The 20,581-nt window shown below is 41.7% G+C and carries 15 protein-coding genes; 3 read left to right on the forward strand and 12 right to left on the reverse strand.

The features are described from left to right. Nucleotides 1-78: 78 nt before the first annotated feature. From OEG80_RS05600 to OEG80_RS05625, 6 genes are all read right to left on the reverse strand, one after another. A complete protein-coding gene (locus OEG80_RS05600) occupies nt 79-1,872 on the reverse strand; it encodes an acyl-CoA dehydrogenase C-terminal domain-containing protein (RefSeq protein ID WP_263242236.1) in 1,794 nt (597 codons plus the stop codon). Between the two features lie 330 nt (nt 1,873-2,202). Beyond that, nucleotides 2,203-3,927, reverse strand: coding sequence for a putative bifunctional diguanylate cyclase/phosphodiesterase (locus OEG80_RS05605; RefSeq protein WP_263242237.1), 1,725 nt, complete (start codon nt 3,925-3,927; stop codon nt 2,203-2,205). A gap of 233 nt (nt 3,928-4,160) precedes the next feature. Continuing rightward, nucleotides 4,161-5,060: a 16S rRNA (uracil(1498)-N(3))-methyltransferase gene (locus OEG80_RS05610; RefSeq protein WP_181209911.1), complete on the reverse strand. Its 900-nt coding sequence runs from the start codon at nt 5,058-5,060 to the stop codon at nt 4,161-4,163. Nucleotides 5,061-5,233: 173 nt separating this feature from the next. Continuing rightward, entirely contained in the window at nt 5,234-6,082 is an 849-nt protein-coding gene (locus OEG80_RS05615) for a methylenetetrahydrofolate reductase (protein ID WP_181209910.1), read from the reverse strand. A 13-nt stretch (nt 6,083-6,095) separates the two neighbouring features. After that, nucleotides 6,096-7,520: an adenosylhomocysteinase gene (gene ahcY, locus OEG80_RS05620; protein WP_263242240.1), complete on the reverse strand. Its 1,425-nt coding sequence runs from the start codon at nt 7,518-7,520 to the stop codon at nt 6,096-6,098. Nucleotides 7,521-7,875: 355 nt separating this feature from the next. Beyond that, nucleotides 7,876-9,774, reverse strand: coding sequence for a TonB-dependent receptor plug domain-containing protein (locus OEG80_RS05625; protein ID WP_263242242.1), 1,899 nt, complete (start codon nt 9,772-9,774; stop codon nt 7,876-7,878). Nucleotides 9,775-10,078: 304 nt separating this feature from the next. On the opposite strand from OEG80_RS05625, the gene OEG80_RS05630 reads away from it, so the two are divergent. Continuing rightward, a complete protein-coding gene (locus OEG80_RS05630; RefSeq protein ID WP_149409672.1) occupies nt 10,079-12,025 on the forward strand; it encodes a mechanosensitive ion channel family protein in 1,947 nt (648 codons plus the stop codon). Between the two features lie 21 nt (nt 12,026-12,046). On the opposite strand, the gene OEG80_RS05635 is transcribed toward OEG80_RS05630, so the two are convergent. The 5 genes from OEG80_RS05635 to OEG80_RS05655 all read right to left on the reverse strand — a co-directional run bounded on the left by OEG80_RS05635 (nt 12,047) and on the right by OEG80_RS05655 (nt 16,409). Further along, nucleotides 12,047-12,706, reverse strand: coding sequence for a DNA-3-methyladenine glycosylase family protein (locus OEG80_RS05635; RefSeq protein WP_263242244.1), 660 nt, complete (start codon nt 12,704-12,706; stop codon nt 12,047-12,049). Nucleotides 12,707-12,814: 108 nt separating this feature from the next. Then, the gene (locus OEG80_RS05640; protein WP_263242246.1) at nt 12,815-13,546 is read right to left on the reverse strand and encodes a Smr/MutS family protein; all 732 of its coding nucleotides are present in this window, start codon (nt 13,544-13,546) and stop codon (nt 12,815-12,817) included. A 103-nt stretch (nt 13,547-13,649) separates the two neighbouring features. Next, complete coding sequence (gene trpC / locus OEG80_RS05645) at nt 13,650-14,537, reverse strand: indole-3-glycerol phosphate synthase TrpC (RefSeq protein WP_263242247.1); 888 nt, start codon at nt 14,535-14,537, stop codon at nt 13,650-13,652. A 63-nt stretch (nt 14,538-14,600) separates the two neighbouring features. Continuing rightward, a complete protein-coding gene (gene trpD / locus OEG80_RS05650) occupies nt 14,601-15,740 on the reverse strand; it encodes an anthranilate phosphoribosyltransferase (RefSeq protein WP_263242249.1) in 1,140 nt (379 codons plus the stop codon). Nucleotides 15,741-15,785: 45 nt separating this feature from the next. Beyond that, the gene (locus OEG80_RS05655; RefSeq protein ID WP_263242250.1) at nt 15,786-16,409 is read right to left on the reverse strand and encodes an anthranilate synthase component II; all 624 of its coding nucleotides are present in this window, start codon (nt 16,407-16,409) and stop codon (nt 15,786-15,788) included. Between the two features lie 749 nt (nt 16,410-17,158). Here OEG80_RS05655 and glnA point away from each other — a divergent pair. Both glnA and OEG80_RS05665 read left to right on the forward strand, forming a co-directional pair. Next, nucleotides 17,159-18,568, forward strand: coding sequence for a type I glutamate--ammonia ligase (glnA, locus tag OEG80_RS05660; RefSeq protein WP_011513771.1), 1,410 nt, complete (start codon nt 17,159-17,161; stop codon nt 18,566-18,568). A gap of 195 nt (nt 18,569-18,763) precedes the next feature. Beyond that, on the forward strand, nt 18,764-19,585 hold the full coding sequence (locus OEG80_RS05665) for a DUF4124 domain-containing protein (protein WP_263242253.1): 822 nt from the start codon (nt 18,764-18,766) through the stop codon (nt 19,583-19,585). A gap of 98 nt (nt 19,586-19,683) precedes the next feature. Here the strand turns inward: OEG80_RS05665 and OEG80_RS05670 are convergent, their stop codons facing one another. Continuing rightward, entirely contained in the window at nt 19,684-20,400 is a 717-nt protein-coding gene (locus tag OEG80_RS05670) for an SIMPL domain-containing protein (protein WP_263242255.1), read from the reverse strand. Nucleotides 20,401-20,581 lie beyond the last annotated feature (181 nt).

The raw sequence follows: 20,581 nt of genomic DNA on the forward strand, positions 1-20,581 counted from the left end.
CACCTTGGTATGTTGCCGATAAAAAATACATTATTTAGCGCTACAAAAAAATGATCGATCAATGTTTTTTGGTGTTAATTAAAACGCAAATTGATCAACATCCATGCTCATATACGGCTCAACACCAGTGCTGATACGCTGTACGTGAGTGGTGGTACGTGGCAACAGTTTGGCAAAGTAGAACTGCGCGGTTTTGACTTTCGCGTCGTAGAATGCTTGTTCGCTACTACCGTTAGCAAGTTCAGTTTGTGCCACTAATGCCATGCGTGCCCACAAGTAGGCGAGCGTCACATAACCGCTGAAATACATGTAATCGACCGCAGCGCCGCCAACCGCATCTGGGTTTTCAGTCGCTTGCATACTGATACGTGCAGTCAAATCGCCCCATTCTTTAAGATGTTTGGCAAGTGGGCGAATAAACTGACCCATCTCGTCGTTTTCTTTGTTTTCTTCACAGAATGTCTGGATTATTTTGACGAAGTTTGCTAGCAGCTTGCCTTGTGAACCCAATACTTTACGACCGAGTAGATCGAGCGCTTGGATTTCAGTAGTACCTTCGTAAAGACATGCAATACGTGTATCACGGACGTTTTGCTCCATACCCCATTCGCTGATAAAGCCGTGACCACCATAAACCTGGACGCCATGGTTGGCTGCTTCTAGACCAGTTTCTGTCAAGAACGCTTTAGCAATAGGCGTCAATAATGACAGCATTTGGTCAGCAAATTTAAGCGCATCGCCTTCGCCTTTTGCGACAGTATCGGCAAAATGTGAGAGGTAATAGACTAAAGCACGACCACCTTCAGCAAAGGCTTTTTCAGTCAACAGCATGTTACGAACCGCTGGATGTACAATGATAGGGTCAGCTACTTTTTCAGGGGCTTTGACACCAGATAATGAACGCATCGCTAGACGATCTTTGGCATAAGTTAATGAGCCTTGGAACGCATATTCTGCTGCTGTCAAACCTTGAACTGCGGTACCAATACGCGCCACGTTCATAAAGGTAAACATGCACTGTAGACCACGGTTTTCTGGGCCAATTAGATAACCTGTTGCGCCATCAAAATTCATCACGCAAGTGGCTGAAGCTTTGATGCCCATTTTGTGTTCGATAGAGCCACAAACGACGTTATTGTTTTCACCTAGGCTGCCATCTTCGTTGACTGTTACCTTAGGAACGATAAACAGTGAGATGCCTTTTGTACCAGCAGGCGCGCCTGGTAGACGAGCCAATACAATGTGAATGATATTGTCCGTTAAGTCATGCTCACCAGCTGAAATAAAGATTTTTTGACCAGTGATGCTATAGCTGCCATCTTCTTTAGGCTCGGCTTTGGTGCGGATAATACCCAAATCAGAACCTGCATGTGCTTCAGTCAAGCACATGGTGCCTGACCATTCGCCGCTGACCATTTTTTCTAGGTAGGTTTGTTTTTGCTCGTCTGTACCGTGATGCTCGATGGTTTGAATGGCACCATGAGATAAACCAGGGTACATAGAGAATGACCAGTTAGCCGTACCAACCATTTCATTAATGACTGTCGATAATGAAAACGGCATGTTTTGACCGCCGAAGTCTTCTTCAGCAGATAAGGCTGGGAAGCCAAGCTCACAATACGCTTTGTATGCTTCTTTAAAGCCTTTTGGCGTCGTCACTTGACCATTGTCAAACTGGCAGCCTTCAGCGTCACCACTTTGATTCAATGGTGATAGCTCATTTTCAGCAAAGCTTGCCGCCATCTCAAACAGACTGTCCATTAGCTCACGATCTGCTTCTTGGAACGCTGGTAAAGTTTTATAATGGCTTTCGCTGTCAAGTAACTCATGCATCACGAATTGGATATCACGTAAGGGTGCTTTGTATTGCATAACTTCCTGTCCTTTTTTGGTGTATGACCGACAGCGATGGGACGACTGTTGTTGTAAGTCTGAGTTGCTAGTATCTTGCTGGCATGGAGTGTGTCTGCATTATTAACAAACAACGATACCGATCATATGAAATAACATTGAGAAAAGAATTAAGACCGTATCTGTAAATTCTTGGTAAAAGATAGGCGTTCACTGGAAAATATACAAGTTTGGAGACAATACTGATAAGTCATCAACCTATCTTGCATCCTATGTATAATATAGCCTACACACTAAGCGCGTTTATCGATATGGTAGAGGAACGGTATGAGGATGTTTTATACTCGCTCTCTAGTCATTGTTATTTTTGGACAAATGTTGTTTCACTAACATGTTGGTTGTAACTTCAGCAGACATAGGTTTCCCAAACCAATAGCCTTGACCATACTGGCAACCCATAGCCAAGAGTAAATCGCGCTGTTGCTCGTTTTCGATACCTTCTGCGATGACCTGCATATCCAGTGCTTCTGCTAATGCCAAAATAGCGTTAACAATAGCACGTTGAGTTTTGTCTGCGGTAATTTTAGAGATGAAACTTTTATCGATTTTAATGAAGTCAAAGGGATATTCTTGCAGATAACTCAAAGAAGCATAGCCGGTACCAAAGTCATCTAAAGCCAAGCAAACCCCTAGCGCTTTTAACGAATTTAGCTGTTCTTTAACATTAGAGTGGCGCTTCATCAAAGAAGATTCTGTCACCTCAATATGTAATTGGTGCGCGGCAATTTGATGCTGTGCCAGTAAATTACTGACCACATCAAAAAATTCTGGATTGCTGAATTCAGCGGCATCGGCATTGATACAAATATGTTGGTCAAAGCCAAGTTTTTGCCAAATGGTTAATTGTTCAGCGATTTGGGTTGCCACTTGAGAGAACAACTCAAGCGATAACTTGTGAGAGATAATGGCATCAATAAAATCAATAGGTTGCAGCAATCCGCGAATGGGATGCTGCCAGCGTACCAATGCTTCAAAGCCTGAAATATCGCCTGTATCTAGGGCGAATTTGGGTTGATAATAGGTGACAAACTGACCTTCGTTAGTGGCTCTTTTAAGCTCATATTCTAATTGCAAATGATCAGCATTGAGCTCAATAAGGGATTTGTTATACCAACAGACATCGTCGCCACCTTGCTGCTTGACATAATTTAATGCTCTTTCAGCTTTGGTTAATAAGCCGATAAACTCATTATCATTTTCAGGATAGTAACTGACCCCAACAGAGACATGACAATATACCTCGGTATTTGTGGCTCCATTATCACTAATAAAGAAAGGACGCTCACACATTTGCATTAAAATATCTAGTTGATGGCGCACCATATTGGCGTCACTACACTCAAACAGTAAAGCAAAATCATCACCGCCGAAATGAGAGAAACAGTGCAAACAACCAAGTTTTAGGTCTTTGATGCGTGTCACAAATTTTTTTATTAAGCTATTGATACCATCGGGACCCAGTAAGCTTGCAAGGCTGCGATAGCGATCAATATTTAAACGTACAATGATAACTTCTTGATAGCTATCCAGTAACAAATCGCTAGTTTGGCTCAAAAATACTTTGCGGTTAGGCAGTTCAGTTAATTGGTCGTAGTTTAACAAGTGTGCGACTTGTTTTTTATTTTTTACCACGGCAGACATATCTCTAACCATACCAACGTAATAAATAGTATGACCTATTTTTATTTTTCGATAGGTCATATAACAATCTAGAAGCTCTCCGTAGCGATTTGGCATTGAAAAGTCGTTTTCATAAAAACCTTGACTGTCTAAGTGTTCAGCAATATCTACTAGAATAGATCTTTCTTCTTCTGATAAAAATTCAGCCGCGTATATACCAAGCGGACGCCCAAGTAAAAGATCTTCCGTATAACCGATCATGCGCTCATAAGTTGCATTGACCGATAAATAATACAAATTTGCATCCAATATAAAGATAGCATCTTCATATTGTTCACAAAGTTTGACCAATAGTTGCTGTTTATCCGCCAGTGGCATTGGTGTAAAAGCAGTCATAAATGAACTCATAAAATAGAGGTAAATCGATAAAGAGAGCTTTTCGTATTGGCAATTAGCGCTGTTTTAATGTAATCAGTGCAGTTTAGAAAGATGCAGTGCTACTAGGACAAATTTTTGAAGAATCTGGTGCTCATACGCGTAGTGCACAGCAAGCGAAATTTGTCTCAGTAAAACGCTATTTCATTTGTATCTTTTATTGTGAACTGACTATATGACGCTTTGCACTGCTACTAAGGATTGACACATGGCAACAGTGCTTGCAATGTTGCCAAGGCGACTACTGGGGCAGTTTCTGTTCGTAATACCCTTGTGCCAATTTGCCAAGGCTCAAAACCAACGTCTGCTGCTTGAGCGCATTCGTCAGTACTTAGGCCACCTTCAGGACCAATCAACAATTCAATATAAGGCACTGGTTGCTGTAATACCGATAGTAGCGAATCAGGCATAGCAGGTTGTCCTGCCGCTGGTACACTAAGCTGTAGACGCAAATCAGCGGGTTGTTGTAATACTTGATAATAAGCATCCTGACTAAGGGTGGTAACCATAGAGCTGATAGTCGCTTCTATCTTTACAAGCGTGGTCGTTGTGATAGGCTTAAGCCAATCGTTAATGGGAATAGGCGCAATAATAAGCGGTGGACGGTTAAGACCGCATTGCTCACACGCGGCAATGGCAACCTGCTGCCAATGAGCAAGCTTTTTTTCGACTTGGGCAGGCTTCAGATTGACCTCGCCATGATGACTGCTTAGCAATTGGATGGCAGTGACGCCAAGCTCGGTAGATTTTTGAATGGCGTAATCCATCCGTTCGCCACGACTCATTACCAGCCCGATTTTGGTAAATATGGGTGCACTATTATCATTATTTGTGTGAGAAAGCAGGGTCACAGTCGCGTTTTTTTTACTGATGGTATCGAGCTGTACCTGATATTCACCGCCAAAGCCATCAAACAAAACACCTTGGTCACCAATAGTTGCTCGTAATACACGGCACCAATGATGGACGATACTTTCAGTTAATTCGACGCTGGCACCGATAGGCAAGGTGCTAAGCTGAGGGTAGGTCGCAGCCTTTTCATTGGTAACGTCATTACTAATGTTGCTATTAGTGGCATAAAAGAAACGTCGCAAAATTACTTATTCCTATAATGGGGGTCATGATATTTTTCAATATCTTAGCAGAATATCATTTGAGTGGGTAAAGGGATTGTCAATAATGGAATTCGCATAACTGCAATTCCCATACCAAAAAAGACTGGCGCTCCTAGGAACGCCAGTCATTAAGCAATACATTCGGTAAATATTTAAGCAATCAAGCCTAAGGCTTCAATTAAGCGCTTGTTTGGCTCAACCTTATTCATGCTATAAAAATGCATGGCAGGTACGCCCTCGCTAATTAAACGCTCACACAGACGATAGACCACTTCAAAGCCAAACTCGCGAATCGCCTTACTATCATCACCAAAGTCAGCCAATTGCTTACGCACATAACGTGGGATATCGGCGCCACAGCTGTCAGCAAAACGCATCAGATTGCTAGAGTTGGTGATTGGCATAATGCCAGCAACCAATGGCTGTGCTACGGTATCAATACCGCGTTTTTCTAAGCTCTCACGAAGATACAAGTAGCTATCAGCGTTGTAGAAAAACTGGGTAATCGAAGCATTGGCGCCAGCTTGATATTTATTGACCAAGTTGTCGATATCAAGCTTAAAGCTACGCGCTTGTGGATGCATTTCAGGATAGGCGGCTACTTCGATATGGAAATGATCGCCCGAATGCTCACGGATGAACTTGACCAAATCTAATGCAAACGGCAGCTCACCCATGCCTACTTGACCTGAAGGCAAATCGCCACGTAATGCGACCAAACGTTTGATGCCCAAGCTTTTGTAATGCTCAAGTAACTCGGCAATTTCACTTTTATCATCGCCAATACAAGACATATGGGGTGCAATATCAGTCTCACCGCGCGCGCATAAGGCTTGGACGATATCTAAAGTGCGGCTACGAGTTGAACCACCAGCACCATAGGTCACCGAAAAGTACGCAGGTGACAGCTTATTCAGCTCATCATAAGTGCTGAGGAGCTTTTCGTGTCCTTGCTCGGTTTTGGCTGGGAAAAACTCAAAGGAGAAAGCAGGCTTAGTCACAGTCTGGCTCCTTTTAGTATTTATAAGCGTCAGGCTTAAATGGACCTTCAACAGGTACGCCTAAATACTCAGCTTGCTTGCTAGTTAGCTTAGTTAGCGTACCATTAAAGCCAGCAACCATCGCAGCGGCAACTTCTTCGTCTAGCTTTTTCGGTAAAACTTTGACGTATAAGTTGTCAGTACGTGTATCAGCTGGCAAGTCAGCAAATTTTTCTTCATACAGATACATTTGCGCCAATACTTGGTTAGCAAAAGAGCCGTCCATTACACGCGATGGGTGACCAGTTGCGTTACCCAAATTCACCAAACGACCTTCAGCAAGCAAAATCAAGTAATCATTTTCGTCGTCTGAGCGGAAGATTTGATGCACTTGTGGCTTAATCTCAACCCAGCGCCAGTTGTCACGCATAAATTGGGTGTCAATTTCGGTGTCAAAATGACCGATGTTACAAACGACTGCACCAGGCTTCAATGCTGCAAGCATATGTCTGTCACAAACATGGTAGTTACCAGTAGTGGTAACAATCATGTCGGTATCTTCTAACAGACGCGTGTTGATGTTTTCTGCGCCGCCGGTGTTATCGCCGTTGATATAAGGTGACAATACTTCAAAGCCATCCATACAAGCCTGCATGGCACAGATAGGATCGACTTCTGACACACGTACAATCATACCTTCTTGACGTAAGCTTTGCGTAGAGCCTTTACCAACATCGCCATAACCGATAACTAAGGCGCGGCGACCGGCAAGGAACATATCGGTTGCACGTTTGATAGCGTCATTTAAGCTGTGACGGCAGCCGTATTTGTTGTCATTTTTAGACTTAGTAACCGCGTCATTGACGTTGATAGCTGGTACTTTAAGCGTACCTTTGTTTAACATCTCAACCAAACGATGCACGCCTGTTGTAGTTTCTTCTGAAATACCATGAATATTATCCAGCAATTCAGCATAATCATTATGAATCAATGCGGTCAAATCACCGCCGTCATCTAAGATTAAGTTAGCATCCCAAAGCTGACCTGATTCTTCACCACCAAGGTGGATTTGTTGACGTAAGCACCACTCGTACTCTTCTTCGGTTTCGCCTTTCCAAGCATAAACAGAGATACCAGCAGCAGCAATCGCCGCGGCAGCATGGTCTTGAGTTGAGAAGATGTTACATGAGGTCCAACGTACTTCAGCACCTAACGCGACTAGTGTCTCGATAAGAACAGCAGTTTGGATGGTCATGTGGATACAGCCAGCGATTTTTGCGCCTTTAAGCGGTTGATCGGCTTCGTAGCGACGACGCAACCCCATAAGGGCAGGCATTTCAGCTTCGGCAAGCGTGATTTCACGGCGGCCGTAATCAGCTAGGCTGATGTCGGCGACTTTATAGTCAGTGAAAGAGGGGTCGATCGTATGGGCAGATGGGGTGTTAGACACTGCGTCCATAATATGCTCCTATCAGTGGTTAATGTATGATAAAAAGAATAATAACGCAGGTGCCGTTATTTGCGCTGTTAACAATCATGAGAAAGACTATTCAACAGTTGCCGAGCCTAACATAACCACTGATTAGCACGGCTCTAAAGCCTATTTGCAAGATCAGATATTATGGTGCAACACCTCTCGGAGGGTGATTATTGTAATAGATGATGTGTAATTTGTCACCTATTGACTGATATAAATGGTAAGTAGTGATGACACGCAATATCGTTTTATGTGATTGACATCCATAAAAAAGGCCATCGTTGGATGACCTTTTCTCATTTAAATGAATATCAGTTCAGTGTGATTCTAAATCACCCTAGAACCAATTATAGGTTAAAGAGGTGAAGAAGTTAATACCATCAGTATTATAACCCGGTAGAGTAATATATTTTTTATTCGCAATATTATTTAAACGAGCAGTCATAGCTAGATTATCAGTGAGTTTATAGTTACCACTGATATTCAATAAACCGTAAGAATCGACTAACTGTGAGTCTGTATTAGCGACACCACTATAATAATCACCAACATATTGGTATTCTGCACGAACATCTAAGCTTGGTAAGCGGTAGCCTGCATATACCAGACCTTTATGTTCAGGACGAATGGCAAGGAAATTACCATCACTCGCACCGCCACTGGCATTTTTTGCTTGCTGATAGTCATAGCTACCACCAAATAAATAGCTATCAAGAACCCAATCTGAAGTTAAGGTAATACCTTCAATTTTAGCTCTATCAACGTTTTCACTGCTACCGCCCCAAGGATTGCCAGGTGTAGGTTTTGCAACATAGCCAATTAAATCATCAACTTTGTTGTTATAGCCTGTTAGACGTGTCGACTGTAATACAGTATCGTATTCAACAAAAGCTTCATAGTTATCGCTGGTTTCAGGTTTCAAATTAGTATTACCTGAACCCGGATAGTATAAGTCATTAAAAGTAGGCGCACGAAAGCCTTTGGCGTAGTTGGCACCAGCGCGTAGGTTAGGATTAATGTGATAGGCACCACCTAGGTTGTAAGTCGTCTCACCACCATATTGTGAGTTGTCATCAAAGCGCACGTTGGCTTGAGCATCGAATTGATTGTTGGCCAATAGATAGCCTAAGAATGCGCTTTTCACGTCACGGTCATCAACGGTATAGGCAGTACTATCAAGCCCTTGATTAAGGTATTCAAGGCCATATATGCCTTGACCAACTTGAAACTTGTGCTGACCTACCAGGCTAACTTGATTTTGTTTGGTATCAAAAACACCAGGGAAGCTACCGTAGTTATCACTCTTATCAATAGAATGACCATACTGTAATTTGACAGAAGAACCAGGCATATAACGCCAATCAACAAACGCTTGCGCAGAACCGTTTTCTTGTTTTGAATAGGCGTTTGCTGCACCATCGTCATAATCTGTGGTCGATTTGCTATATAAGGCGCTTGCACCGGTTAACCATTGTTCATTGATACGCTGAGTTAACGCTAAGCTAACGTTATCGCTTTTAAAGCCGTCATCATCGCTATTATAACCATAGGCATTTGGTAAGGTCGCATTGATGCCATCCGTCTCATTATGGCTGGCTGATAAACTCATTGTCGTGCCATTGCCACTGTTAAGTTGAGCACTAGCGCCATATAGATATTCGTTATGTGAGCCTACACCTGCAGTAATAGAAACCTGACTCTTTTCAATGTTTGAGCCTTTAGTAAACACTTGAATCACGCCGCCGATTGCGTCTGAACCATAAATACTAGAGCCAGAAGCACCATATAATATTTCAATACGATCGATTTGATCAGCAGGCAGTAAGCTTAATGTTGCGCCGCCAGCACTAATTGAGCTATAGCGTACCCCATCAATAAGCACCAATATTTGCTTATTATCATATCCACGCATATAAAAGTTTGAGGTGGTACCAGGCCCGCCATTGGTATAATGACTGATACCTGGCTGACGTTTGATGATATCAAGGGCATTTTGACCTTGAAAGCGTTTTAAATCTTCTTTATCAACGACGCGAGTTTGAGCAATGACATTACTGGTTTTAGTCGGTGTACGAGTGGCGGTGACTACAATTTTATCAAGCTCAACTTGTGGTAGCTCGCTATCACTGATGACATTGACGTCAGTAGCGGCGTTAGCGCTCATAGCAAATGCGCCAAATGCGCTTAAAATACACAACCGCAGATAAGTGGTTGAAGATGAACGTGATAAAACCATGTTGAATTCCAAATTAATCAATTGAAGAAGTTACAGAAGTGAAATCTGAGCAGCTAAAAATTACAAAAAGTAATAAATAAAATACATGGCGTTATTATCTATAAAAGCACCTCATTTATAAACCACTTTCACCTAATGTTTATTCATCATAGGGTGAATATTATTCACTATTAGCTATCTTTGATTGGTTTAAGCAAGGGACAAGCTATTTATCATTTTTTTGTTCACTAGTGATATTTTTGATCATCATAATTGTTATTATAGGGCAGATTTCCCCGTTTTTCGTTATGCCATTCATAAAGCCATGAGGTTTGTTTTGTTTATTAAACATCGTCTGAATACCACTGCCGTGCCATCTTTATCGATGTCATTGATGAAATTACCATTAATCGTGATAACACTACTCGTTGCTATGGCACTTAGTGTCCTCTCGCAGCCTAGTGCGTTGGCAGCTGAGACGAGCATACTGGGTGTGGGTGGGACTAAGACTGAGGAAGGGGATGGCACATCGATACCTGATTCATTCGGACGCGATACGCCTCGGCATACGGTGCAAGGATTTATTGCAGCATTGGGTGAAAATGATTATTTGCTGGCGAGTAATTACTTAAACCTATCTAAATCCGATAATCCCACAACCATTGTACGACAGTTCAAGCAAGCCCTCGATGCAGGTGGTCGTTTTCAGGCTGATTTGCAGATTAATAATACGCCTGAAGGCAATTTGACCGATCAGCTACCGCCAAGCCAAGAAAATGTAGGTGTCATCAAAGTCAGTGATGCCAGCATTCCTCTATTACTTGAAAGAGTGGTGTCAAAAGAAGGTGAGCAATATTGGCAGTTTTCTACCGATACACTCAGCTCAATACCAGAGGCGATAGAGAACTATGAGCCGACTTTGGTTTCTCGTTATACCATTGACTCGTTGGAAGGCAAAAAGCTTTTTGGTTATCAGTTGGCTGATTTGGTAGCCGCTTTAATGATGACTATCAGTAGTTTTTTGTTCACGTACATCGCAGTATGGCTACTGTATCATTTATTAGAAATCACTTACCCTCGTGTCCGTGATGTACCGCTACCATTGCCAGATAAAGTGATATTGCCGCTAGCGGTGGTGATTATGGCGCTGATTTTATCTGAGGTGATGGTTTATGCGGGCGTGTCAGTGACCCTGCGCGAGCCTGTCAACCGTTTCGCCGAGATTGCTTCGTGGGTGGCGATAACGTGGTTGTTATTACGCATTATCGATGCATTATTTACCCGTGCAGTGAACTTAAGCTATAAGAAAAACTATACTGAACGGGTCTCAATTTTGGGGCTACTACGCAAAGTCGTCAAAGCACTGCTATTGATATTTGCAGTCATCGTCACTTTTGGTAACTTGGGCTTTGACTTAACGACGGGTATTGCGGCACTAGGTGTCGGTGGTTTAGCGTTAGCATTAGGTGCGCAAAAGACCATCGAAAACTTAGTCGGTAGTGTGGTAGTAGTGGCAGATTCGCCCGTACGTATCGGTGATTATTGCAAGTTTGGTACCTATGAAGGTACCGTCATCGATATTGGTATTCGCTCATCGCGCGTGCGTACTTTGACTCGCACTATCGTCACAGTACCTAATGGCGATTTTTCATCGATGCAAATTGAAAACTTTACCTCGCGTGATATGTTCCGCTTTTTGCATCAGCTGTATATCAAGCGTACCGCTGATATTGATGTTGTGTTTAAGATGGTCAAGCACTTGGATACGTTTTTGGATGAGCATGAATTAACCAATCAAGAATGGAACCAAGTCAACATCTTAGAGTTGCGTCAAGATTGTTATATTATTCAATTGCAAGCCTATATCAATGCCACTGGTATCATCGAATTCTATGAAAAACAAGATGTGTTATTCGTTGATCTATTAATGCAAGTTAGAAAGTATGATGTAGAGCATGCCCTGCCAACACAGCAGCTGATTGTTAAGCAACCAGAGCTTCAGGCTGAATTAGATCATGAAAGTAAAGAAGGCGAGACGGTTGACAAGAAAGCTGATAAAAAAAATGCTGCTGATGATAAGCCTGAAGCCGTTAATTTAAGCAAAGATGTGAATGCTGTTGATGATGAGCAGACTGCAGATAAACCCAAAGATGGCTTAAAAAAGGATATGATCGGCAATAGATACAAACGCATTCATAAAAATCGTGGTTATAATTTAGCAAAACTAAAGTTCAAGCAGGTTAAAAAGAGCTTTAGATTCCCTAAGGTATGAAGCATTTAATAAGATAGCCTATTATAAAGGCACTGCTTTTCTATTATTTAGCCAGCCGTAATGTGACCATAGTAGTAAGCTAGCAGCACTCCGATGTGGCGACCAATCTTTGGTCGCCATTTTTAATTGTTTTGGTGTTGGACGTTCTGCTAGACCTAGCAAATCCATCGCTGCGACTTTAATCGCCAAGTCATCGACCGCGAGTACATCAGCTCGTCCTAAAGAGAATAATAAGTACATTTCAGCCGTCCAACAGCCAATACCAATGACGGCAGTGAGTATCTCAAGCACTTCTTTATCACTTATGGTGGTTAATGCTTCAAAGTCGATATCATGTTCAACCAATGAGCGCGTATAACGAATTTTTTGCTTAGATAACCCCTGTGTTCGCAATATATCATCTTCTACCTGAATAATCGTTTGCGGTGAGGTGAGGTTAGCATCAAGCAGTTTTTTCCAAATGCTGGAAGCCGCCGCTACAGATAGCTGTTGACCAATTATCGCTCTCATTAGCTGCTCAAAGCCGCCAGTATTACGTCTTAAGTCTGGAGCACCTACTTGCTCATAGATAGGAGCAAATTTTGGTTCAATAGCAATAAGTGCATCGATGTGAAGTTTTAGCTGTTCATTATTTTCAATTGTTTTAACAGTTTTTATTATCTCAGTATTTTGTACGTCCATGAGAGACTTGTCCTAAATAATTAAATTTACCTACTGAATATAGGTTAAATACAGCTATAAAAAAAGACTGCTTATTTGCAGTCCTTTTTTGTTCCTAAACCAAAGAGCTTATTCGCTATCAGGTTTATTCTTTTTTAATAATACCAATACAGCGCCATTGCCACCATCTTTTGGCGGGGCTGAGCAAAATGCCAACACTTCTGGTAATTGACGTAACCAACCGTTGACGCAAGTTTTTAGAATCGCTTCACTACCTTTACCATGGACGATTTTTACCGATGTTTCATTGTTTTGCTTTGCTTGGCTGAGTAATTGAGTCATTGCTACACGTGCTTCGTCAATAGTGCAGCCATGAATATCTACAGCATCATACCAACGTAATTTACCTTGTTTTAGCTGGGTAAAAATTTTGTTTTGTAAGGTAGGGTTTTTATAAGATAAGTAGGCTTCACCAGCAACAGGGTTCAATAAAGCCTGCATATCTGATAAACCAGCGCCCAAGTCGCTTGCTTCGCCACCTTGAGCGGCTGCACGTTTAGACAGTGTCGCTGCATCAGGCTTTTTGGCTTTTGCTGCATTGGCAGGTGAACGTACGTTTTTATCGTCGAGTTGATTGACACCATTCATTGCTTGCATGAACAAGACTTTATCATCATCGATATGTTCGCTATCCATCTGTTTGACGGTTTTTTTAACTTGCTTTTGAGTCAATAGCGAGACAGGCTCAGTGGGCTTACCGTCGTCGCCATCAGGTGACACAGTATCACGACCTTTACTCAATTGACCTTTAAGCTCTTTAAGTTGGTCTTGCATTTCTTTTGAAAATAGAGAGTTTGACATAATAATTAATGTATCGTTGGTTAGTGAATAAATGATTAATTGAGTAAGTAATAAAGATAATGACTATTTTCATATTGGCTTTATCTAAACTATCTCACTTACTTTACGCCTGTGCTGCGACGCTCGCAAGTAAGGATTGTAATGCTTGTCCAGGATGATCGGTTTTCATAAATTGTTCCCCGATTAAAAAGTGCTGAATATTATGGCTTAGCATCATGCGGATATCGTTACTGCTGTGAATGCCACTTTCGGTTACGATGAGCGGTCGTAGCAAGCTATCATTAGGGTTAGCAGAAAATGCATCATCAATAGCAAGCTCGCGTAATAGGGCGTTCTTTAAATCAAGTGTCGTCTGCAAATCCACATCAAAGGTATTTAAGTCACGGTTATTGATACCGTAGATATTGTGCTCTGAATGTGGCAGTTGTAGGGCACGTTCAAGCTCTTCTGCCGTATGCACTTCTATCAACACATCCATACCAAGCTCGATGCTTAGCGCATGTAGCTCTTGCGCCTGTGCGTCATCAAGGCACGCCATAATCAGTAATATACAATCTGCACCAAGTAAATATGACTGATAAATCTGATAGACATCAATCATAAAATCTTTACGTAATATCGGCAGATCACAAGCTTCACGTGCTTGGACCAAGTAGCTATCATCACCTTGGAAGTAATCGCGATCTGTCAATACAGACAGACAGCTTGCGCCTGATTGCTCATACTGCTTAGCAAATAAAGCCGGCGCAAAGTTGTGATTGATAATACCTTTAGAAGGCGAGGCTTTTTTTATCTCAGCAATAATACCGATATCAGCGGCGCGCAAGGCACTGGCAAAACCGCGACGAGATTGTTTATCTGCCGCGACTTTTACTTGTAAGTCTTCAAGTGATAACAGATTACGAGCAGCAGCAACCTCTTCATGTTTGGTAGCAACGATACGTTGTAATACTGAAGGAATATGTGAGCCAACTGTTTTGTTAGTAGTCATGGCGGTATCCAAATATGGTTAAAAATAAATAGTCTATGATGGCTAGGTTTATGTACTTATAAGTTAAGCATTGGCTGCCAATTGCTGCGTATATTGCGCCAAAGACTCAAGCTTCACTAAAGCCTCGCCATTTTGGATAATTTTTTGTGCTCGGCTCACACCGTTTGGATAGTTGCTTGCAAGTCCTGCAGTATATATCGCTGCGCCTGCATTTAACGCAATCATATCGCGCGCTTTAAGCACTGATCGTTCATGTGTCTCTGTGCCTGACAAAGCGGCACGTATTAGCTCGAGGCTTTGCGCTGGTGAGTCAACATCAAGCCCAATCAAGGTTTGTGAATCAATACCTGCATCCTCTGGCATCATATCATAGACAGAAATTTCACCATCTTTTAATTCAGCCACCGTGGTCGAGGTTGCGAGACTTATTTCATCCAAACCATCTTTTGCACCGACGACCATCACGTGGCGCGCGCCTAGATTTTTCATGACCTTTGCTAAAGGTTCACATAATTGCGCGGTAAAAACGCCAATCACCAAATTGGGCGTACCAGCAGGGTTGGTGAGTGGACCTAAAATATTAAAAATCGTTCTAGATTTTAGCTCGCGGCGTACTGGATTGGCATAACGCATGGCACTATGGTGGTTTGGCGCAAATAAAAAGCCAATACCTTGGTCTTCGATACAGGCTTGCGCTTGCTCAGGTGTCAGCGATAGACTGATACCAGCTTGCTCAAGCAAGTCCGAGCTACCAGATTTGCTTGAAACACCGCGGTTACCATGTTTGGCAACTTGTGCGCCTGCTGCTGCTGCTACCAACGCTGCCGCTGTAGAGACATTAAATAAGTTGGCACCATCACCACCTGTACCAACGATATCGACCATATAGTCACAGTTTTTTGGGGCGATATTTGACGCCAATGCACGCATAGCACTTGCTGAGGCGGTAATCTCATCGATTGATTCGCCTTTCATACGCAGACCGGTCAAAATAGCACCCATCATGGCATCACTACATCTGCCTTGCATGATGATTAGCATCACTTGATACATCTCATCAAAGGTCAGATCAATGTGTTGAAAAATCCTACCTAATGCGGTGGTTAGTAGCTCATGGATACTGTCATCTGACAGCTGATGGATATCTTCTGGCGTACGGGTTACGTTTGAAAGTACGTTCTGCAAAGGAGCAGTGGTCATCATATTCTCACTTATTATTATTTTAAATTTTTAGATAATTTCTAGCGGCTAGCCTACCTGTGGCAAGTTATCGGTGTCTATAACAGCCAAATGATGCGCTCGTAGAAAGTTATTAAGCAGCTGATAGCCAGCCTCACTTAAAATAGATTCAGGATGAAACTGTACTCCTTCAATGGCAAAGTCACGGTGACGAATACCCATGATTTCTTCTATACTGCCATCGACATGTTGGGTCCAAGCAGTGACCTCAAAGCCATCAGGTAAGCTTGATTTATCAATAACCAGTGAATGATAGCGGGTAAACTGTGTAGGATTGGGTAAACCCATAAACACACCCTGTCCATTATGGTAAATAGCGGATAAGCGTCCGTGCATCACTTCGCTTGCTTTGACTATGTTACCGCCAAACGCCTGTCCAATAGCTTGGTGACCCAAGCAGATACCCAGTATTGGTATCATGCCTTTAAAAGTATCAATCAATTCAAGTGAGATGCCGGCGCTATCAGGGGTGCAAGGTCCAGGACCGATAACGATGACGTCAGGCGCAAGCGCTTTTATTTGCTCAATGCTAATCTCATCATTACGACAAACGGTGATGTCCTGCTGCAATTCACCGAAGTACTGTACAATATTATATGTAAAGCTGTCGTAGTTATCGATCATCAGAATCATGAGGGCTTCAACTTATTGAGATGTTTGCTGTTGGTATTGATTAATAAATTTGTATGGCAGTTTGCTATGTCACTTAATGTTAAAGATTTTATGGCATCATTATATTAACATTATTTTGTCGTCTATCAAATGTGATGATTCTATAGATTGAATGTCGCTAGATAAAAGTATGCTTAATCGTTAATGGAACGGCAACTTGGCACCATTACCGCTGCTAAAAAAAGTATATTTTCAAAAAATATTTATAAATGTTCTACTATGGTGCACGTGCACTAAATATATTCTTATCTATGCACTATTATGATGCTAATATTATGATATTGAATCGTTGATATTCATTGCTAGAAGCAAATGTGAGTCAATATTTTTTCTGGAAAATTAGTCTGTATTTTATTTAACTAACTGTATTTATTAGTAATAAACTAAAAATCTGATGATATAGAGTAATGAAACTAGCTAGGTTGGCATGGCTGTTGCATCTTCCTAGCATACAAGTATCTTGTATTGCCTTGCAGCACAAACTATTTATCAATCGGCGTCTGAAGAGTGCAACATTATTAGCGAGATATTGCTAATATAGCAATTGCATTTGTCTGATTGATAAAAATGTGTCATTAATAATAAAGACAGATACTGGCTATTAGTATGAATAACGAGTAAAAACCGTTATCTTCAACCTCAGCACTGTTTAGTAATACAAAGCCATTACTATAATTTCAGTACCATGATAATCACTAGGGAAACTATCTATGTCAAATAAACTACTTGATCTGATCAAATCATCCAACGCTAAATGGGTTGATTTCCGCTTCACAGATACCCGCGGTAAAGAGCATCATATGAGCTTTCCAGCTCATAGCGTTGATGAAGAATCGATGGAAGATGGCAAAATGTTTGATGGCTCATCGATTGCTGGTTGGAAAGGGATTGAAGCATCAGACATGATATTGCGTCCTGATCCTGATACGGCGTTTATTGACCCATTCTTTGATGCGGTTACGGTTGTTGTGACTTGTGACATCATTGAGCCATCAACCCTACAAGGTTATGACCGTGATCCACGTTCTATTGCGCGCCGTGCTGAAGAGTATTTAAAATCTACCGGTATTGGTGACACTGCCTATTTTGGTCCTGAGCCTGAATTCTTTGTGTTTGATGAAGTAAAATGGTCTGTTGGCATGTCTGGTGTCAGTCATGAAATCGTCGCTGAAGAAGCCGCTTGGTCAACTAACAAAGACTACGAGTGGGGCAATATGGGTCATCGCCCACGTGTCAAAGGCGGTTATGTACCAGTGCCACCTGTTGATAGCGCACAAGATATGCGTACCGTCATGTGTGATCGCATTGAAGATATGATTGGTGAAGGTTGTATCGAAGTCCATCACCATGAAGTTGCGCCTTGTCAGTTAGAGATTGGCGTTGCTTTTAACACCCTAGTACGCAAAGCAGATGAAGTGCAAAAACTCAAATATGCCGTACATAATGTTGCTCATCAGTTTGGAAAAACAGCAACCTTTATGCCAAAGCCTATCGTTGGTGACAATGGTTCTGGTATGCACGTCCATATCTCAATCTCAAAAGATGGTGTCAATACTTTCTCTGGTGATGAATATGCGGGCTTGTCTGAAACGGCATTGTATTTTGTCGGTGGTATCATTAAACACGCTCGTGCACTTAATGCGATTACCAATCCATCGACCAACAGCTATAAGCGCCTTGTGCCACATTATGAAGCGCCTATCAAGCTTGCATACTCAGCATCTAACCGTTCAGCGTCTATCCGTATTCCGCACGTTAGTAGCCCAAAAGCAGTGCGTGTTGAAGCACGTTTCCCTGATCCAGCAGCCAACCCATACCTAGCGTTTGCGGCGTTGTTGATGGCTGGTATTGACGGTATTCAAAACAAAATGCATCCAGGTGAAGCAGCTGACAAAAATTTATATGATTTGCCACCAGAAGAAGAAGCACTGATCCCAACGGTCGCTGAAAACTTAGAAGTGGCGCTACAAGCACTAAAAGATGATCATGAGTTCTTATTAAAAGGCGATGTATTTACCAAAGAGATGTTAGAGGCTTATATTGCTCTAAAACAAGAAGAAGCACAGCGCGTCAACATTACTGTTCATCCAGTTGAGTTTGACTTGTATTACAGCTGCTAATTTATAGCTAATACGCCCAATGATTTTAATAAAAAACCAGTTAAGTAGATCTTAGCTGGTTTTTTTTGCTCTTGAATATCTATGTTGACTGAGCTGAAAAAATTTCTGTGCAGACGATACTGCTTTAATATGAAAAGTAACGCATAATAGTTTCATCTGTATATTCATAATAAGTATCTATTAGGCTGACTGACTATGACTCTATTATCAAAAAGTAATCTTTTGAATAAAAGTGTGACTTTAAGCCTGCTGACGGGTTTTATGGTTAGCACGGCTAGTCTTTGGATGCCTGTTGCAAATGCCGCTGCTATTTATAAAATCATTGATGAAAAAACGGGTCAAGTCACCTTTACCGATCGCCCTCAGAACTACGAAAATAAACCGGGCAAGCAAATTAGTGAAACTTCTGTTATAACGGACACTCGCTCTACATCCAATAATGCTACTAATAACAGCACCGCAGTAGATAGTAATCCTATTGCACCTGCTAAGCCAATGGTCACTAGCAATGCAACACCGCCAGCGATGGCAAGTGCTTCAAGCGCAATTCAAGCACCACGCGTCAGTTATCAATTGACGATGATTGAGCCTAGCGAAGAGCGTGCGTATCGTCGTCCGGCGCAAAGTATCGTGGTCACTCTACAAACTAAACCTGCACTACAAGTAGGAGATAGTGTGAGTATTACGCTTGATGGTAATGAAGTGGCCCAAGGTTTAAGTGCCTCAATTTCTACGGTTGATATTTTACCGGGTTCTCATGTAATCAATGCTGTAGTCAAAAACGCGAAAGGGCAGACGTTAAAGCAAGTCTCAAGAACTGTATATGTGATTCAAAATACGCAGACATTGCAAAATAATAAAAAAATTGCTGAGCAGCTTTTGGCTTATCAGCGCTTGCCTTGGCATCAAAAGGTACTGTTAAAACTGCGCCAAGATGGCAAACAGCCTAATATGCAAACCTTTAATAAGCCAATAGCTGATAAACCTATGACACTTGAACAGCCAGCTATAAAGTAGCCTATGATGAATAATGTTATCTAAAAAATAAAGGCAATCACTGATATCAGCGATTGCCTTTATTTATACTCATCTTTTCATATAACTTTGAGTGTATTTTATTTAGTCAACTCAATCGTACCATTGGCAGTGACTGAGATGGTGCTGTTACCAGATTCAAAGTTTTGGCTTGGTACAGATGCATCAGCACTCTCAGCTTTCATACTCATTGCATTATACATCGGGCGCGGATAATTGCTGCCAGTGTTTAGATTGACATTGACGACACGATAGCCGCGTGCATCCCAAGCACGGGTCATATTTTTAGCTTGCTGCTGAAAAGCGCGAGAAGCTTCGGTCATTAGCTTTTGCTCTAATGCATTCTTTTTGATATCTGAAACACCAAAGCTAAGATTTTCCATCACTAAGGTTTCTTGTAAATCAGCAATCAGCTGGCTAGTTGCGGTAAAATCGGTACTTTTTAGATCGATATTTGCCTGTCCTGTCCAGCCAATGATTTTATTGCTTTTATCATAGCGTGGGTAGGTACGCTGTTGCCCTGTACTGACGGTGACAGTCGGGTAGCGTTTAGCGATTTTCAAAGCATTATTAATCGAAGTGTTTAATGTGGTTGCTAATGCTTTTGCATCGGTTGCCTGTGCTTTTTTATATAAGCTGGCAGTGACCTCATCGTTTTGAATCTCTTCTTTTACTTCTGCCTGAAAAGTAAGTTGGTCGTAGCCAGTTGGTGCTGCATGAGCGCTTCCCATCATCGCTGTTAATAAAAGTGCTGTACCAGTGCTGAGAGCAGCTTTACTAGTTAATATTTTTTTCATCATAATCTCCTGAATGACGTAATTGTGTTTGAAGAAGTTAATTTGAAGACCATAAAAATGCATTTTATTTATTTGGCATTTTTTATAGCATTTAAGCTTCTTAGCTAAAATAGCAAAATTTAAAAGTATCGCTGTGAGAATTTTGTCACTTAAGTTACAGGCGCATGTAGTATAAAAAGCG

Origin of the sequence: Psychrobacter sp. SC65A.3, from assembly GCF_025642195.1 — a bacterium.
Lineage (GTDB): Bacteria > Pseudomonadota > Gammaproteobacteria > Pseudomonadales > Moraxellaceae > Psychrobacter > Psychrobacter cryohalolentis.

Coding starts and splice junctions, on each gene's coding strand:
- OEG80_RS05600 (WP_263242236.1), bottom strand. CDS start 1,872: ATGCAATACAAAGCACCCTTACGTGATATCCAATTCGTGATGCATGAG.
- glnA (WP_011513771.1), top strand. CDS start 17,159: ATGTCAAATAAACTACTTGATCTGATCAAATCATCCAACGCTAAATGG.
- OEG80_RS05665 (WP_263242253.1), top strand. CDS start 18,764: ATGACTCTATTATCAAAAAGTAATCTTTTGAATAAAAGTGTGACTTTA.
- OEG80_RS05605 (WP_263242237.1), bottom strand. CDS start 3,927: ATGACTGCTTTTACACCAATGCCACTGGCGGATAAACAGCAACTATTG.
- trpC (WP_263242247.1), bottom strand. CDS start 14,537: ATGACTACTAACAAAACAGTTGGCTCACATATTCCTTCAGTATTACAA.
- OEG80_RS05670 (WP_263242255.1), bottom strand. CDS start 20,400: ATGAAAAAAATATTAACTAGTAAAGCTGCTCTCAGCACTGGTACAGCA.
- ahcY (WP_263242240.1), bottom strand. CDS start 7,520: ATGGACGCAGTGTCTAACACCCCATCTGCCCATACGATCGACCCCTCT.
- OEG80_RS05630 (WP_149409672.1), top strand. CDS start 10,079: ATGAGGTTTGTTTTGTTTATTAAACATCGTCTGAATACCACTGCCGTG.
- trpD (WP_263242249.1), bottom strand. CDS start 15,740: ATGATGACCACTGCTCCTTTGCAGAACGTACTTTCAAACGTAACCCGT.
- OEG80_RS05655 (WP_263242250.1), bottom strand. CDS start 16,409: ATGATTCTGATGATCGATAACTACGACAGCTTTACATATAATATTGTA.
- OEG80_RS05635 (WP_263242244.1), bottom strand. CDS start 12,706: ATGGACGTACAAAATACTGAGATAATAAAAACTGTTAAAACAATTGAA.
- OEG80_RS05625 (WP_263242242.1), bottom strand. CDS start 9,774: ATGGTTTTATCACGTTCATCTTCAACCACTTATCTGCGGTTGTGTATT.
- OEG80_RS05640 (WP_263242246.1), bottom strand. CDS start 13,546: ATGTCAAACTCTCTATTTTCAAAAGAAATGCAAGACCAACTTAAAGAG.